This window comes from Micromonospora sp. NPDC005206, assembly GCF_040608175.1.
GTDB lineage: Bacteria > Actinomycetota > Actinomycetes > Mycobacteriales > Micromonosporaceae > Micromonospora.
In genome coordinates, this window is record NZ_JBEXHU010000014.1 from 1 (window position 1) to 15,775 (window position 15,775).

Annotated in this window: 15 protein-coding genes; 5 read left to right on the forward strand and 10 right to left on the reverse strand. The window is 67.8% G+C overall.

Annotated features, from left to right (window positions below):
- Positions 1–92: 92 nt before the first annotated feature.
- A complete protein-coding gene (locus tag ABZU69_RS21600) occupies positions 93–1,460 on the reverse strand; it encodes a phospholipase D-like domain-containing protein (RefSeq protein WP_354966133.1) in 1,368 nt (455 codons plus the stop codon).
- Positions 1,461–1,737: 277 nt separating this feature from the next.
- Between ABZU69_RS21600 and ABZU69_RS21605 the strand changes: the two genes are divergently transcribed.
- Positions 1,738–2,505: an IclR family transcriptional regulator gene (locus tag ABZU69_RS21605; protein ID WP_354966134.1), complete on the forward strand. Its 768-nt coding sequence runs from the start codon at positions 1,738–1,740 to the stop codon at positions 2,503–2,505.
- A 65-nt stretch (positions 2,506–2,570) separates the two neighbouring features.
- On the opposite strand, the gene ABZU69_RS21610 is transcribed toward ABZU69_RS21605, so the two are convergent.
- Genes ABZU69_RS21610 through ABZU69_RS21625 form a run of 4 tightly spaced genes read right to left on the reverse strand, consistent with a single transcriptional unit; the run spans position 2,571 to position 7,698 of the window.
- Positions 2,571–4,241: an AMP-binding protein gene (locus tag ABZU69_RS21610; protein WP_354966135.1), complete on the reverse strand. Its 1,671-nt coding sequence runs from the start codon at positions 4,239–4,241 to the stop codon at positions 2,571–2,573.
- A gap of 2 nt (positions 4,242–4,243) precedes the next feature.
- On the reverse strand, positions 4,244–5,866 hold the full coding sequence (locus ABZU69_RS21615; RefSeq protein WP_354966136.1) for an FAD-dependent oxidoreductase: 1,623 nt from the start codon (positions 5,864–5,866) through the stop codon (positions 4,244–4,246).
- A complete protein-coding gene (locus tag ABZU69_RS21620) occupies positions 5,863–6,720 on the reverse strand; it encodes a fumarylacetoacetate hydrolase family protein (RefSeq protein WP_354966137.1) in 858 nt (285 codons plus the stop codon). The genes ABZU69_RS21615 and ABZU69_RS21620 overlap by 4 nt, the downstream gene beginning before the upstream one ends.
- Positions 6,721–6,753: 33 nt before the next feature.
- Entirely contained in the window at positions 6,754–7,698 is a 945-nt protein-coding gene (locus ABZU69_RS21625; protein ID WP_354966138.1) for a phosphoglycerate dehydrogenase, read from the reverse strand.
- On the opposite strand from ABZU69_RS21625, the gene ABZU69_RS21630 reads away from it, so the two are divergent.
- The 4 genes from ABZU69_RS21630 (at position 7,667) to ABZU69_RS21645 (ending at position 10,699) form a co-directional block, all read left to right on the forward strand.
- Positions 7,667–8,740 carry a cyclase family protein gene (locus ABZU69_RS21630; protein ID WP_354966139.1) on the forward strand — a complete coding sequence of 358 codons (1,074 nt, stop codon included), beginning with the start codon at positions 7,667–7,669 and terminating at the stop codon, positions 8,738–8,740. The genes ABZU69_RS21625 and ABZU69_RS21630 overlap by 32 nt on opposite strands.
- Before the next feature lie 24 nt (positions 8,741–8,764).
- The gene (locus tag ABZU69_RS21635; protein WP_354966140.1) at positions 8,765–9,577 is read left to right on the forward strand and encodes an aspartate/glutamate racemase family protein; all 813 of its coding nucleotides are present in this window, start codon (positions 8,765–8,767) and stop codon (positions 9,575–9,577) included.
- 252 nt (positions 9,578–9,829) lie between these two features.
- Positions 9,830–10,216, forward strand: coding sequence for a transposase family protein (locus ABZU69_RS21640; protein ID WP_354966141.1), 387 nt, complete (start codon positions 9,830–9,832; stop codon positions 10,214–10,216).
- Between the two features lie 63 nt (positions 10,217–10,279).
- Entirely contained in the window at positions 10,280–10,699 is a 420-nt protein-coding gene (locus ABZU69_RS21645; RefSeq protein WP_354966142.1) for a hypothetical protein, read from the forward strand.
- A 48-nt stretch (positions 10,700–10,747) separates the two neighbouring features.
- Here ABZU69_RS21645 and ABZU69_RS21650 read toward each other — a convergent pair whose 3' ends face one another.
- From ABZU69_RS21650 to ABZU69_RS21670, 5 genes are read right to left on the reverse strand one after another with little or no spacing between them, the layout of a single operon-like run.
- On the reverse strand, positions 10,748–12,319 hold the full coding sequence (locus tag ABZU69_RS21650; RefSeq protein ID WP_354966143.1) for an alpha/beta hydrolase: 1,572 nt from the start codon (positions 12,317–12,319) through the stop codon (positions 10,748–10,750).
- A gap of 9 nt (positions 12,320–12,328) precedes the next feature.
- Complete coding sequence (locus tag ABZU69_RS21655) at positions 12,329–13,126, reverse strand: ABC transporter ATP-binding protein (RefSeq protein ID WP_354966357.1); 798 nt, start codon at positions 13,124–13,126, stop codon at positions 12,329–12,331.
- Positions 13,127–13,141: 15 nt separating this feature from the next.
- Positions 13,142–13,936, reverse strand: coding sequence for an ABC transporter ATP-binding protein (locus ABZU69_RS21660; RefSeq protein ID WP_354966144.1), 795 nt, complete (start codon positions 13,934–13,936; stop codon positions 13,142–13,144).
- Entirely contained in the window at positions 13,933–14,805 is an 873-nt protein-coding gene (locus tag ABZU69_RS21665; RefSeq protein WP_354966145.1) for a branched-chain amino acid ABC transporter permease, read from the reverse strand. The genes ABZU69_RS21660 and ABZU69_RS21665 overlap by 4 nt, the downstream gene beginning before the upstream one ends.
- Positions 14,806–14,854: 49 nt before the next feature.
- The gene (locus ABZU69_RS21670) at positions 14,855–15,736 is read right to left on the reverse strand and encodes a branched-chain amino acid ABC transporter permease (protein ID WP_354966146.1); all 882 of its coding nucleotides are present in this window, start codon (positions 15,734–15,736) and stop codon (positions 14,855–14,857) included.
- Positions 15,737–15,775 lie beyond the last annotated feature (39 nt).

Sequence of the window (15,775 nt, forward strand, 5' to 3'; positions counted from 1 at the left end):
CAGCCCACGGCAGGTCGGCGACATCGTCCGCGCCGCTCTCCACCTCACCCATTTCGAATACCGATACCTACCGGATTCTTGTTGAGATCACGTCAATGGATGGGCCGACTGAGTTCGGTGATGATGCGGTGGATCTCGGCCTCGGCGAAGGCGGCGAACCGTCGTTGGGTGGCGTCGGCTTCAGGGTTGGTTTCTTCCAGGTCGCCTACGACGATGATGTTCTCGTCGTTGAGGGTGGTGGCGGGTCCGGTGTAGTTGAAGCTGCCGGCGATAGCGAGTCTCTGGTCGATGACCATCAGCTTGTGGTGCAGCTTCCGGACACCGGTGCCGGGCTTGTTTTCCCACAGCTGCACACCGGCATCGTGTAGCGGGGTGGTGGTGGCCCACTTCTGGGCGCCCTGTCCGCGGTCGAGTACGCCGCGGATCGGTAGGTCGGGGCCGACGAGTCGGATCATGGTGTCGTCGATGCCGGAGGACTGGGCGAAGGTGAACATCGCGAAGTCGATGCTGGCGGTGGCCTTGAGCATCTGCTTCATGATCTCCATCTCAGGCCCGTGCCTCGGCGCGAACAGCGGCTTGATGCGCACCCCGGCGAGCCGGAACTCCACCGGCTTTGGTTCCACGCGTTCGTGCAGGTCGCCGAAGGTGCCGGCGCGCATGCGGAGGAACTCGGCGCGGTACTGTGCCGCGGCGCTCTGGCCGTGCGGGACCAGGACGTGGTTGAGGTTGTTGCCGGACATCGCGCCGGTGCTGGTGTTGGTTCCGGTATCGGTGTGGGTGAAGCTGGTCGACCCGGTCAACAGGGCGGCGGAGGCTTTCCCATGGTCACGGACGATGAACTTCTGGTGGAAGATCGCCGGGTTCAGGTCGGTGATCACGTCGACGCCGGCGCGCAGGAACGCGGCGTGGATCGTGCGGTTGACCTCGTTGTCGCCGCCGGCGAGCCACGGATCGGTCGGCGCCTTCTCCTCGGTCAGGTAGCTGCCCTCCAGGATGATCTGGATCCGCACCTTACGGGCTTTCGCCGCGAGGATCGCCCGGGCGATCGGCTCCGAGTCGATCTCCTGCACAGCGATCAACAGCGACGCCGCGGCGCCGTCGATGAACGAGCGGATCACCGCGTCCAGGTCATCGGGCCCGCCCAGCCGAGAAGGCCCCGCGTACAGCTCCAGCCCACCCGCCTTGACACCCATGCGGTCCCTCCCCGGAATCGGCCGATTACCTGCTAATGAGGGTGCGGCATTCCCGCGACTGGGCGAGTCGCCAAGACGACGCAACCTAGGTTTCAGCCGGCACCCAGCCTCGGGGCCCCGCGAGGATGCTCGCCTGGCACGGGTCTCGTCACCACGAGCTGGCCGGAGCACGGAACGCGCCCGGCGAACGACCTGATGTGCGTGGTCGGGCTTGGCGGCTTCCCAGTAGGCGGGGCTGTTCGGTGACAACCTGGGCGTGGTCGCCAACTGGCTGGACGAGGCGTTTGCTGAGCGGTACAAGGACACCGCCTGGCCCGGCGCCTGGAACGCCCGATCGCTCAAACGGGCCCCGCGCTGCGCCCGGGCGGCGCGCCAACACCGTGCTCCGGTGGCGCCGCGAGAGGTCCCCCGACCGCCCATCTGCAGCACCCGCACGGTGTGTGTCGCCGCAGATAGGCCTGCTGAGGGCCGGCCGTCATGGCGACGACAGCTCACCATCGAACCGGATTCCGGGACAGGGTTCGCGATGCGCTACGCTTTCATCGTGGAGCTGGATACCGACCCCAAGAACATCGTCGGGTCAATCATCAAGGCGTCGAGACTTCTCGACGTCTTTTCGAATGATCGACGCGAAGTCTTCCTTGGGGACTTCATTAAGGAGACCGGCTACAACAAGACGACGGCGTACCGGCTCCTGCAGACGATGGTGTCAGCCGGCTGGCTGGCGCGCTGCCCCTCGGGCGGCTACCGGCTGGGAATGCGGGTGCTTTTGCTGGGCGCAATCGCACGGGCAGACCTGGACCTGCGGAACGAGGCCCTGCCATTCATGCGGCAGCTGGCAGAGGAGTTCGGCGACACTGCCTTCCTCATGGTGCCCGGACCGCAGGGTGCGGTGACGATTGAGACGGTCGTCGGACGCAATCCGGTGCGTGTGCACGGAGTCACTGTCGGCTCGGTCCTGCCGTACCACGTAGCCGCCGGGCCGGTCGTCATCGCCGCCTTCTCTCCCAGTATTGAAGAGGAAGTGCTGACGGCACACCGGGTGCGGCTGACTCCGGCAACGACGGTGGGGAAAGCAGACCTCAGGGCCAAATTCGCGGAAGTCCGGAAGCTCGGCTATTCGGTGAGCATCGAGGATTACATCGATGACGTAGCCGCGGTCGCGGCCCCCATACTCGACGCCGCAGGTGCGCCCATCGCGTCCCTCAGCATGGGCGGACCTGCCAGCCGCTTCACCGGTCCACTCCTGTCGCAGGTCGTCGACCGGGTCGCCGCGTCTGCGAAGGCGCTTTCCGCCCGCATGAACTCCTGACCGGCCTCCGCCTCACGTCTGGGACTCCCGCAGACCGTCAGAGCCGCGTGCTCATGCGTCCGGAATCATCGGCCGGGCTCGCTACTGGCGGCCTCATCACGCAAGGTCCGTCGCAGGATCTTCCCAGTCGCGGTCTTCGGCAACTCCGAGACGACCCGGAAGGCCCGCGGGCATTTGTACGCCGACAGTCGGTCGCGGCAGTGGGCTTCCAGCTCCCCCGCCGAGACCGATTCACCGGGCCGGACGGTGACGTACGCGTGGACCGTCTCGCCCCGGTACGAGTCGGGCACGCCGACGACGGCCGCTTCCTGGATCACCGGGTGCTCGTACAGGACGTCCTCAACCTCCCGTGGCCAGACCTTGTACCCGCTTACGACGATCATGTCCTTCTTGCGGTCGACGATGAAGATCCACCCCTGCTCGTCCATGAAACCGACGTCCCCGGTATGGAGCCAGCCACCGCGGATGGCCTTCGCGCTCTCGTCGGGGCGCTGCCAGTAGCCTTCGACCACCTGCGGGCCGCGCACACAGATCTCACCCAGCTCCCCCGGCGCAAGCGCTTCTCCTTGCTCGTCCAGGATCCGGACGTCCGTCCCGGGTAGCGGCACACCGATCGACACCGCCCCGGAGGCGTCGTCGACCGGGGCCTGCTGACCGAGCGGGACCCCAATGCAGGCCGAGGTAGTCTCGGTCAGCCCGTAGATGTTGTGCACGTAGACGCCGTACGCCTCTTCGTAGCGCCGCACGACCGCCGCGGAGACCGGAGCACCTCCGCTGTGGACATTTCCGAGCGAGCCCATCGCCGTCGCGTCGGCAGTCTCCTCGTCGAGCAGCGAGATGAACGCGGTGAGCGCGCCCACCGTGAACGTGGGCCGGTACCGTGCCGTGAGCGCGGCGACCACACGCGGGTCGAAGCGATGGGTGAGCACCAACGGGATTCCGTTACCGAGGGCCAGCGCCAGGTGCACTCCGAGGCCCGTGATGTGGAAAAGCGGTGCTATTGCCAGGACCACGTCGTCACTGTCGAGACCAAACCATGCGCGGCCCGCGGCCGCCTCGTAAACCAGGCCCTGGTGGCGGTTCATTGCGCCCTTCGACGGCCCCGTCGTGCCGGAGGTGTACGTGAGAAGCGCCAGGTCGCGGGTCACCTCACACGATTCCGGCGGCCGACGGCCGGAGTCTAGAATGGACAGCACAGACTCGTCCCGGCTTTGCCCTTCGGGGGCCGGGGCCCAGTTCCCTGGCATGCCCCCCGCCAGATCCGCCGGGTGCGACCAGAGAACATGCCGGAGCCGCGCCGCCCCGGCACACACGGACTCGACGACGTCTCGCATCGCCGGGTCGGCTACCAGCACGACGCAGCCGGAGTCGTCGACGACGTGCGACAGCTCGCGGGTACGCAGCATCGGATTCACGGGTACGACCGTCGCGTCCGCCTTCCATGCCGCCAGCGCGCAGATCACGAACACCGGCGTGTTCTGCAGTGCGACGGCCACTCGGTCGCCGGGAGCGACGCCGCGTTCCCGCAGGCCGCCAGCGAGCACGTCGCTGAGTTCGGCGACCTCGCCGCGAGTCATGGTGCGCCCGAAATAGTGCAGGGAAGGGGCCTCGGGATCCGCCGCGACTCGCTCGTCGAACATCGACAGGATGGTGGGCGCTGGGAGGTCGATCGCCGCCGGGACACCCTGTGGATACAGTGGATGCCAGACGCGCGACCAGGCGTCGTTCTCTTCCACGGTCAGTCAACTCCGTACATGTCGTTCGCCGCGTTGAACGCGTACGTGTAGTTGCGGGCATTCGCCAAGCCGGTGACGTATCCCTTCAACTCGCGCGTCGCCGCGGCGTTTCCGGTGGCGTACAGCCCGGGGATCACGCTGCCGTTTCGGCGCTGCACCCGCGCGTGCTCGTCGATGGCCAGACCGAGCGAGCACATCCCCACGCCGAGCACCGTTAGTTGGACGGCGTAGAACGGCGCCTCGGCGATCGGGCCGAGGTTCGGGTTGTCGTATTGCGGGTCGCCGTACGCCCGGCGGGCAAAGGGCAGTGAGCCACGGCCGAAGTCCGAGTCCTCACCTGTCGCGGCGAAACCGTTGAAGCGCTCGACCGTCGCGGCCAGGCCGTCCTTCGCGATTCCCACCTTGTCCGCAAGCTCATCGAGGCTGTCAAACTTCAGCACCTCTGCCGGGTAAGGCGAACCGGGAGCATAGGGGCCGAGAGGGTAACGCCGGTGGTAGTTCTTGTCGAACACCAGCCAGCACGGGTAGTTCGCCCAGTGCTTCTTGCGCGTGTCGAAGCTGCGCAGGCCGCGGATCAGCGCACCGTAGTAGCTCTCGTCACCGAAGCGCATCCCGTCGCGGTTCACGATCAGCGAGTGGGGGAAGCCGAGGTACTCGAGCAACTGGGTGAACATGGGTACGTCGGTGCCGGGATGGGTCTGGTTGTCGAAGCGAGCTCCGAGGACCACGAAGGGATCAGCGCCGCGGACCACGGTGGCGCCGACCGACTGGCCAAGGGTGAGGCCGTCGCCGGTGACGACGGGCGGCGCAGCTTCGACGAGTTCGGGGACGTCCTCGAGTTCGGCGGCGTCAGGAGAGTTCCCGTACCCGCCGACGGCGATGAGCACGCCCTTGACCGCGGTGATCTCGACCGGACCGTCCGGCCCCTCCGCGACGACGCCGACGACGCGACCGCCCTCGGTACGGAGGGCAGTGACACGGTGCTCCAACCAGCACTCGACGCCTCGCCGGGCGAGAGCCTCCCGGGCGAAACCGGCGACCAGTCCGACGCCGTGCGTCAGGAAGTCCGCACCCCGGCGCTCCTCGGCGAGCGCTAGTCGCGCCCCGACGTCACCTTCGAGGTCATGGTAGATCTCGTCGCGGGTGATGCCGGTTCGGTAGTACGCGCTCGGGCGCAGACGCTGCCGCCATTCGCCCAACTCAGCACCGTGAACCGCGCACTCGATGAGGCGCCCCTGCTCCGTCGAGCCCGGGGCCGGGTGGTACAGGTCCGGGGCGTTTCGAATCAGGGACAGCGGCACGCCCGCGTCAGCGAACCACTTCGTCGCGCGGATGGACGATTCGAGGTACGCCCGTCGCGCCGCACGGTCGACGGGTCGTCCGGTGCCCTGCACGTAGTCGAGGTACTCCTCGGTCAGCTCCAGCGAGTCCGGCCCGGACGTGTCGAGGTGGTTCGCGCCTACCCAGCAGAAGCCGCCGCTGTATGCGGCTACGCCGCCGATCACCGGCGAGCGCTCCAGGACAAGGACGCGCGCGCCGAGGTCGTGCGCGCGGAGCGCACCGGCCAGTCCGCCTAGCCCCCCGCCGATGCACACGACGTCGTAGACCGTGTTGTGCCCGCTCATCGGGTCACCACCGGCGTGACGAGAGTGTTCTCGATGTACCCGAGGGTGTCGATCTCGCATCGCACCACGTCGTTCTCCTGCAGGTAGCTCGGTGGTTTCATGCCTGAACCGACGCCGGGCGGCGTCCCGGTCAGAATCATGTCTCCCGGTTGCAGCGTCATCGTCTGCGACAGGTACGCGATGAGGAACGGAACGTCGAAGAGCATGTCTTCCGTTGTCGAGTCCTGCCTGATCGCACCGTTCACCCTCGTCCGAATGCCCAGGCGGTGTGGATCGGCGACCTCGTCGGCCGTCGTGATCCAGGGTCCGATCGGGCAGAAGGTGTCGAGGCTCTTGGAGCGTGAGATCTGTGGCTCACTGCGCTGCACGTCCCGAGCGGACACGTCGTTGGCCACGCAGTAGCCGAGGACGTGGTTCAGTGCTCGCTCCGGATCGATCCTTCTCGCCGGCGCGCCGATAACGACCGCGAGCTCGCATTCGTAGTCGACCTCTGCCGTGATGTCGGGATTGAGCTCGATGACGCCGTACGGCCCCGCGATGGCGCTGGAGTACTTCGCGAAGATCATTGGCGCCGTCGGTTTCGCCTTGCCAACCTCCTCGATGTGCTTCAGGTAGTTCAGTCCCACTGCGAGAATCTTGCCCGGCCGTTCCACGGGCGCCAGCAGGTTGACCCGGTCATCCCGGTCCGCTTCCGTCAGCGACATCCGTTCACGGATCACGGAAAGCCGGTCGACAACGTCATCCAAGGTGCGGACGTCGACGCCCAGGGCGCCAGCCGTGACCCAGCCGCTGTGACGACCGTCGGCGAAAGCGAACTGCGCTCGGTCCGCGTCGTCGATCCGGGCGATCCTCATCGTTGCTCCTCACCTGGTACGAGTTGATGTCCGCTAGTGCGCGGCGTTGAGCTTCTCCAGCACGGACTCGGCGCACCGCCGGGTGACCACCGCAAGCGCGGAGTCCGAGTACCCGGCAGTGTGCGACGAAAGGACGAGGCGAGGGGCGGACAGCAGGGGGCTGTCCCTCAGCAGCGGTTCCTGTTCGAACACGTCGAGCGCGGCGCCGGCAATGGTCTGCGCCGTCAATGCCGCCACCAGCGCCTGCTCGTCAAGGATTCCGCCGCGGCTGTTGTTGACCAGGAGGGCGTGCGGCGCCATCATGGCCAGCTCCGCCGCACCGATCAGATTCCTCGTCGCCTCCGTCAATGGCACGTGGATGGACACGACATCAGCACGCTTCAGCAGTTCTTCGAGTCCGACCGCCAGCGACGAGTGTGCGTTCAGCGCCGCCTGAGGGACTGCCGGATCAGCAACGATCACCGACATCCTGAACGCGGAGGCGAGCTTCGCCACCTCCTGACCGATCGCGCCGAAACCCACGATTCCCAGCGTGCGGCCGTCGAGGCCGAGGCCGATGCTGGGCCCCCACTTCCCCGCCCGCACGGAGTGGTCATTCGCGAGAATGCCGCGGGCCAACGCCACGATCTGCCCGATCGTGTACTCGGCGACGGCGCGCGCGTTGCCACCGGGGACATTCACCGCCGCTATGCCGCGTTCCTTGAGGTAGCGCATGTCGAAGTTGTCCATGCCCGCGCCGCATTTAGCAACGACCTTGATGTTGGGTGCGTTGAGCAACGTGGACTCGTCCACCGGCTCGAACCCGGCGATCCACGCGGTCGCGTCGGGCAATGCCTGCATCAGCGTCCGGCTGTCGCCACGGTCGATCAGCTGCACGGAGCACCCCGCGGCGCGCAGGAGTTCCAGTGGTTCCTCGGAGTAGCGCCCGAACGTTGGCGAGCTGGAGATGACCCTGTTGATGGCGGAATTCGATGTCATGCAGGCGCGGCCTTCCTCTTCCCCGGGCGTGGGCCGCAGCGTAGCATCCGTACCGGAAGCCGCAACAGAGTCCGGAATCCGGACCGATCTGCGAGGGACGGGCCGCAGCATGTATGAAGTGATGACCGCCGAGACCGTCAGGGCCGAAGGCGAGCGATTGGGCGTACGTCCGAACTGGGGGCGGTGGGGCGACGGGGACGAACGCGGGACACTGAACCTCGTCACGGGGGACAACGTCCTCCGGGCGACGGCCGCGGTCCGCACCGGCACCGTGATAAGCCTGGGCCAGCCACTCGACGTCAACGCCCCGCCCTACTACCCGCAGGGCCTGGACCGTGCGGTCAAGCACGAGATGGTCACGGCCTGGGGATCGAACGCCGGCGGCGACGTTCAGGCTGCCAGCGACCAGATCCACGTTCAGTGCCACGGCCTGGACAACACTCACATGGACGCGATCTGTCATATCGGATTCGGCGGAGTCGGATACAACGGGCGCAAATTCACCGAAATGGTGGACGAGTCTGGGGCGTCGGCGTGCGACATTCTCGTGGCCGGACCGGTGGTCACGCGCGGCGTGCTCGTTGACGTCCCCCGGCTGCGCGGCATTGACCACCTGCCGAACGGTAAGCCCGTGACCGAGGCGGACCTACGCGCCGCCGCGCCGGACGTACACCCCGGCGACGCCTTGATCGTTCGCACGGGTCGCGCCCGTGGGTCGGACGAGGGCCGAAGCGCCACCGAGAAGTTCGGCCGTCTCTCCGGACTGCACCACGACGCGATGCGCGTCATCTCCGAGCTGGACGTCGGTCTGCTCGGCACCGACGGCTCGGCGGACAATTTCCCCGCCGTCGACGAGAACCGCCTGCCGATCCACGTCCTCGCCTTGGTGCACCTCGGCGTCCACCTGCTGCACAACCTCGCGCTCGAGGACCTGGCCGACGAGCTGGCCGCCCGGCAGACCAACGAGTTCATGCTGGTAGCCGCGCCGCTGCGGCTGCCCAGGGGCACGGGCAGCCCGATAGCTCCCGTTGCGGTCCTCTAAGTCAGTCACGGTTGGGAGTCGCGCATGTCGGTCCGGATCTGGCACCAGAGCATCAGCGAGCTTGACCATCTCCCGGCGTACCGGACGATGCTCTCCGAACACGCCCGCACGGTCACGCGCCCCGACACCGTCGTCGAGCTCCACGGCATGCGAGCGGGCACCTACCCGAGTGGCGCGGCGCCCATCGATGTGCTTGCGAATCCGTGGTGCCATTACCTCGCCAACCTGCAGATAGTCGAAGGAGTTACCCGGGCCGAGGCCGAGGGTTACGACGCAGTCGCCATCACCTGCTTCCATGACCCTGCGCTGCACGAGGCGCGCAGCGTCGTCGACATTCCCGTGGTGTCGATGTGTGAGTCGACCGTGCTGCTGTCGTGCTCGGTGGGCGCGCGACTCGGGCTCGTCGGTATCGGTCCCGCGAACGTCGAACTGGTCGCCGACCGCGTCCGGCACTACGGACTGAGCGGTCGCGTCGCCGCGATCGTGGCGCTCGAGACGGCGGTCAACGAACACGACGTCGACGCCGAATTCAGCGAACCGAGCGCGATGACGCGGTCATTCGAGACCGCGGCGCGCAAGGTCATCGCCGCGGGCGCCGACGTTGTCGTGCCCTGTGAGTCGTTGCTGAACACCTCACTCGTGCGGCAGGGCCTGACCGCAGTCGACGGCGTTCCGGTCGTCGACTCGCTCGCGATCATGTTGGCCCACGCGGAGTCGCTCGTACAGCTGCGGCGAACGACCGGCCTGTCGGTCAGCCGGGGCGGCAAAGGCCCGCGGCCAGACCCGGCCGGCGTACGTGCGCTCCGTGCCGCCGGGGCAGCGACTCTCGCTGGCTGACCGGCAGGGCGATTGCGTAGTCGGTTGTCGGGTGAACTGAGCTGGGGATCTGTGGGGTGAGTGGACTCTGTGGAGGGGGGAAGAGCGGGTGAGGTCCTGCCGGTGATCATGGAGTTGCTGAAGCTCACGACACCAGATAGAGACCTCAACCACCGATGGCATCATCCCCCATCCCCGCACTGACCGTAGCCGCACACGCCCCCGGCGCGTCACCCACGCCGGTCACCGACGGCGAGCAGAGCGGGTTGATGCATGCACGTGCTGACCGGGGTTCCTGATCCGCGCGACCCGCGCGGGGTGCGTTACCCCCTGGCCGGTCTGCTCACCGTCGCGGTGTGTGCCGTGCTGGCCGGGGCGTCGTCGTTCGCGGCGATCACCGACTGGCTGCACGATCTGGACGAGCAGGCCAGGGCCCGGCTCGGGTTCACCCGTGGCGTGCCTGTGGGCACGGCGGTGTGGCGGCTGCTGACCCGCTTGGACGCCGGACTGCTCGCCACCGTGTTGGCCGGCTGGCTGCGTACCGGCTCCCAGCCGTTCACGCCTTGGCGAAGGCGCTGGACAGCAGCACCGGGATCTTGCTCGCCCAGGTCACCGTCTCGGCGAAGTCGAACGAGATCCCCGCCTTCGCGTCGCTGCTGAACGCGAACCAGCCCGCTCTGTTCGCTCAGCTCAAAGCCCTGCCCTGGGCGCAGACCCAGGCCGGTGACCGGCGCCGCGACCGCGGGCACGGCCACCGCGAGACCCGCCAAAGCCGTCACCGTGCACACCCCCGGCGGCATCGCCGTCCCGCACGCCCAGCAAGCCGTGCGGATCACCCGCATCCGCACCACCGGCGGCAAGACCAGCCGCGAGATCGCCTACCTCACCGTGTCCCTACCCGCCGCCGACGCGCAACCCACCGATCTGCAGGACTGGGCACGCCGCGAATGGCTCATCGAAAACACAGTCCACCACGTGCGGGACGTGACGTTCCGTGAAGACCTCCGCCAAGCTCGGACTGTCACCGGACCCGCCGTCATGGCCACACCGCGTTCAGCTACCGCCGCACCAACGGCGACACCGACATCGCCCGCGCAACCCGCCGCGCCAACCGCCGCGCGCACGATCTCATCGACGCCGTGACCAGCAGCAACCCGACTACGCAATGTCCCTGGGTTGACCAGACGGCGGTCAGCTGAGGAAGTCCTGGTATACCTTGAGCGTGACCGCCGCGGCCTCCGGGTCCGGGTCCGGCCACCAGATGGTGGTCGGGGTCGGGACGGTCCGCAGCAGTCCGTCCGGGACGAGCGCCGCGGCGTCCTCGAGCGCATTGGCGAGCATGTCGTTCGGGCCGGCGGTCAGGATCGCGGGAACACGCAGATGCGGCAATCGATCCTGGGTGCCGTACGCGAATGCGGCCCGGTACGCGCCACCGTACGTGCTACCGCTTTGCAGGATGCCGACGGCGTACAGGTGCAGCTCGTCGGCTGACGGAACACCGATCGCGCGCGCGGCGGAGTGGTCCACGAGGTACCACGGCCAGAACATGAACATGTCCCGCCGCCAGTGCCAGATATGCTGCAGGTGCAGGCCGAACTTGTCCGGCGAGAAGTCGGGGAAGTAGTTCGTGAGCAGGTCGTCCCGGAACTCGGGAGTGACCATCACCGGCGCCTCGAGGATGGCCTTGCGAATCCGCTCCGGGCGCGATATTGCCATCTCCAGCGCGGCGCAGGCTCCGGTGTGGGACCCCCAGACGTCGAAGGTGTCCCACCCGAAGGCATCCGCCACCGCGAACGCGTCGTCGGCGAGCGTCACGACCGTGGGGATTCTGTCGAGCGCGTCGGACAGGCCGTTGCCGAAGTAGTCGACGCCGACCACGGTGCGATTTTCGGCCAGGCCGGACAGCACCGGGGCGAACTGGGCCGACGATCCGCCGCCTGTCGGAAGTACCAGCACCGGACTTCCTGACGATCCGGCCCGCCGCAGATGCACCCGACCGAGGGCGGTGTCCAGGTACTGGTGCCAGACGTCGGTTCCGGGCAGGGGCGCGGTGGGCGGTGGAGCGGCGGCAGACGGGTGCGGCCCCGCCCCCAGCAGGTCGGGGATCTCGGACAGGGCGTTGGCGCGCGGCAGAGCGGCCAACGCGTCCAGCGCGGGTACGAGCTGCTCCGCGTACATCCGCCAGCACGCCTCGAAGGTCTCCGGGGCGGTGACCGCGTCGATAAAGCTCGCGCTCAGGTCATGAGTGGTCGGAAGCGGATCCCCCGAGGTCACGGGCAACGTGGGTTCGTCCGGGCGAAGCAGCCGACGGTCGCGCAGGAACGACCAGAGGGCGTTCAGGTGCGCTCCGTCGGCTCTTGGGCTAAGGCGGGGCGGCACGGTACGGGTGTCGACCCAGCCCCGTGCGGCGTCAGCGTTGACCAGCACGGTGGACGCAGGCGCCAGCCGTTCAAGGAGGCTCGGCACGAGCGCGCACGACAGTTCGAAGGACAGCAGCGCGAATTGGTTGTCGAGAAACGCCAGGCTCTCTGCTATCAGGCTGGCCGAGTGCTCGACGGATGTCGGGACGGTACGCGCGGATCCGCCGACTCCCGGGGGCTCCAGGACGACGACCCGCCAGGACGGCAAGGCGCGGCACAGGTCGGCCGCCTGCGCGGAGGCCGCCCGCGTCAGGCCCGCCACCGCGACGAGCGTCGGGCCCTCGCCGTCGACCCAAATCCTGATCTGGCCACCGCTGGTGGTGACATAGTGCGGGCTGGGCATCAGGGCTCCCTATTCCGATAGCGCGTTACGACCGTTGGTCACGGCCGGTCGGTGTGTCGCCTCGGACTCCGCCAGGGAACGTTCGAACTCAGGCGCCACCACGGCCGGGTCGAGGCCGAGGTGCCGGGCGACCATGTCCGGGTCCTTCTCCAGCTCTGCCGGCGCCCCCGCCGAGATGATGTCCCCGCGATGGATCAGATAGGCGAAGTCGGCGATGGGCAGGGCGATGGCGGCGTTCTGCTCGACGAGCAGGATGCTCACGCCGGACGCGTGGATCTGTTTGATCGCCCCGAACACGACGTCCACGAGCGCGGGCGACAGCCCCATCGACGGTTCGTCGAGGAGCAGCATCACCGGTTTGGTCATCAGAGCACGCGCGATCGCCAGCATCTGCTGCTCGCCGCCGCTCATCAGGCCGGCGACCTGGTTGCGACGCTCGTGCAGTCGAGGGAACAGATCCCACACGTCCTGCATCACGGCGGTGCGCCGCCTGCCGCGGGCGAACGAGCTGAGCTCCAGGTTCTCCTGGACGGTCAGCGGCGCGACCACCATCCGACCCTCGGGCACCAGCGCGAGACCGCGGCGGCTGGCGCGGAAGGCGGCGGTTCGCGTGATGTCCTCCCCCGCGAACGTCACCTTACCGCGTACGGGTCGCAGGAAACCGGCGACGGTGTTCAGGGTCGTGGACTTGCCCGCACCGTTCGCGCCGAGCAGCGCGGTGAGGGAGCCCTCTTCAACCGTCAACGACAGGTCGGTGACAGCCGGGATTGTGCCATAGCGGACAGACAGGTCTTCGACGGAAAGGATGGGGGGCATCGAGTCTCACCTTCCGAAGTAGGCGCGGCGTACGTCGGGCAGGCGAAGGCAGGTCACCGGCTCGTCCTCCGCGATTACGGTGCCGGCCGCGATGACCGCCACCCGGTCGCAGCACTTCTCCAACAGCCGCATGTTGTGCTCGACCACGATCACGGTCAGCCCTTCGTCGCGCAGTTTCTCGAGCAGCTGCGCGATGGGCAGCCAGTCGGCGTCGTTCATGCCGGCCGTCGGCTCGTCCAGGAGGAGCAGCTGCGGCCGGGTCGCCAGCGCCCGTGCGATCTCGAGCCTGCGCTGGTCGCCGTACGAGAGAGTCTCGGCCAACCGGTCGGCGACCGCCGAAAGACCGACGAAGGCGAGCATCTCGTCGGCGAGCTGGCGGACCTCTCGACGGTCCTTCCACTCGGCCGGCAGTCCCAGCATGCTGCCGAGCATGGAGGCACGACGATGCCGGTAGCTGCCGGCCGCGACCTGTTCCCGTACCGTCAGGCCGCGAAACAGCCGGATGTTCTGAAACGTCCGGGCAACCCCGAGCTTGCTGATCCGCAGCGCGTCGAAATTCGTCGCGTCCACGTCGCCGATCGCCATGCGACCGCCGCTGGTCTTGCCGAAGCCGGTCATGAGATTCAGCAGCGTCGTCTTGCCGGCGCCGTTCGGCCCGGCGACCCCGAAAATCGTCGAGCGCGGCACCGAGAAGGTCACCGACTTCAGCACCTGCAGTCCGCCGAAGTTCTTGGAGATGTTCTCCAGCTGCGCGGCGACGTCGCGTGTCGTCGCGCGCTCGGGATGAACGTCGGTGCTCAACGCGCTGCCCCCACATCCGTCAGCTCCGACGGGCTCCGCCCGTCGCCGACCTCCGCAGGCCGCTCGGGTCGCCGTCGTTTCGCCTGGATCCGCCGCCACCGGATCGGGTCGATCAGCCCGTCGGGCAGCCAGATGATGATTGCGAGCAGAAGAAGCCCGTTGATGATCGACTGGCCCTCGCTGATGTACTGGCTGATGTAGATGGGCAGGCCGGTGAAGACCGCGGCGCCGATGACCGAGCCGGACCAGTGGTAGGCACCGCCCAGGACGACGCTTGCGAGCACCGTCATCGACAGGTCGACGTAGAACGTATCCGGGCCGATGAACGATAGTCGAGAGGCCAACATGACGCCGCCCACCGCACCGATCGCCCCGCTGAGGCCGAAGGCGAGGACGTGCACCCGGCCGACCGGGATGCCGAGAGCGGCAGCGACGCTCGGGTCCTCCCGGGTCGCGTCCGCCGCGGCGCCGAACTTCGACCGCTTCAACAGGAACAGCGCCGCGCCCACCACGGCCAGAAGCAGCGTCATCTGCAACGGCGTCAGCGCCTCGGGGACGACTTCACCGGCCGAGCCGCCCGTGTGGTGCCCGAGGTTGACCACGAAGACCCGGGTGATCAGCACGAGGGCGACTGTCGCCAGGGCGAGCCAGTGGCTCGACAGGCGCAGGAACAGCCGCCCGGCGATGAGCCCGACCACAGCCGCGGCTACCACCCCGGCGAGGAGCGCCGTGACCATTCCGAGCTTGGTGTTGGTGAGCACCCAGGTCGACGTGAAGGCCCCGATCGCGGCGAAGCTGACGGTCGCGAAGCTCAGCAGGCCGGCCCACAGGGTGACATACGTACTCAGCGCGAGAACCGCCCCTGCCATCGCGAACAGTGTGGCGCTCTGGAGCAGAACGAGATCGGCATTCATATCGTCACGCCCTCACGACGTTCGCTATGCGGAGGAGACCCTGCGGTCTCCAGAGGAGGACGACGAGCACGAGTCCGAACGTGATCGCGTCCTGATACGACGCGGAGATGTAGGAGGCCGAGAGGGTCTGCACGACCCCGATGAACAGCCCACCGAGGGCGCTACCGCGAACGTCGCCGAAGCCACCAATCACCACGGCGGCAAAGCCCTGGAGCAGCAGGTGGTCGCCGACCGTGAAGTTGAAGGTGTGTCCGCTGGCGAGCAGGATTCCCGCCAGTCCCGTCACACTCCCGGACAACATCGCGGCCCCGATGATCATCGCGCGCGGCGAGATGCCAGCGATCTCCGCCGAACGCTTCTCGTAGCCGACGGCCCGAATCGCCGCCCCGACATTCGTGCGGTGGAGCAGGAGGTACACGGCGGTGATGACGACGGCCGAACACACCAGCGCGATCAACTGGGTGTGGAGGACGCTGATACTGCCCACTTCGACCAGGCCGCGCGGTGACTTGTCCGGCGGAAAGCCGACCGGGGTCGCGTCGGTGGCGATGCTCATGATCTCCCGGAGCGCGATCCACATCGCCACGCTCGCAATGACCGCCCCCAGCATCTGCACCCCTCGGCGCCGGAGCGGTTCAAACGCCACCTGGTCGACAAACACTGCGACCACGCCGGCGGACAGGACCCCGACGACGCACGCCAGCCAGTACGGGAGGTTCGCCGCGGTGACGGCAAAGTACGCGATGATCGCGCCGTACGTGGCATAGACGCCTTGCGCCAGGTTCAGGATCTGCATCGTCGAGAAGACAATGCCGAAGCCGACCGCGAACAGGGCGTATATCGCGCCGACGGAGATCCCGTTCACCAATTGCTCGACGAACAGCATCTCGCTCCTCTCTCATGACGGCGCTCGGGCCACCGCGGA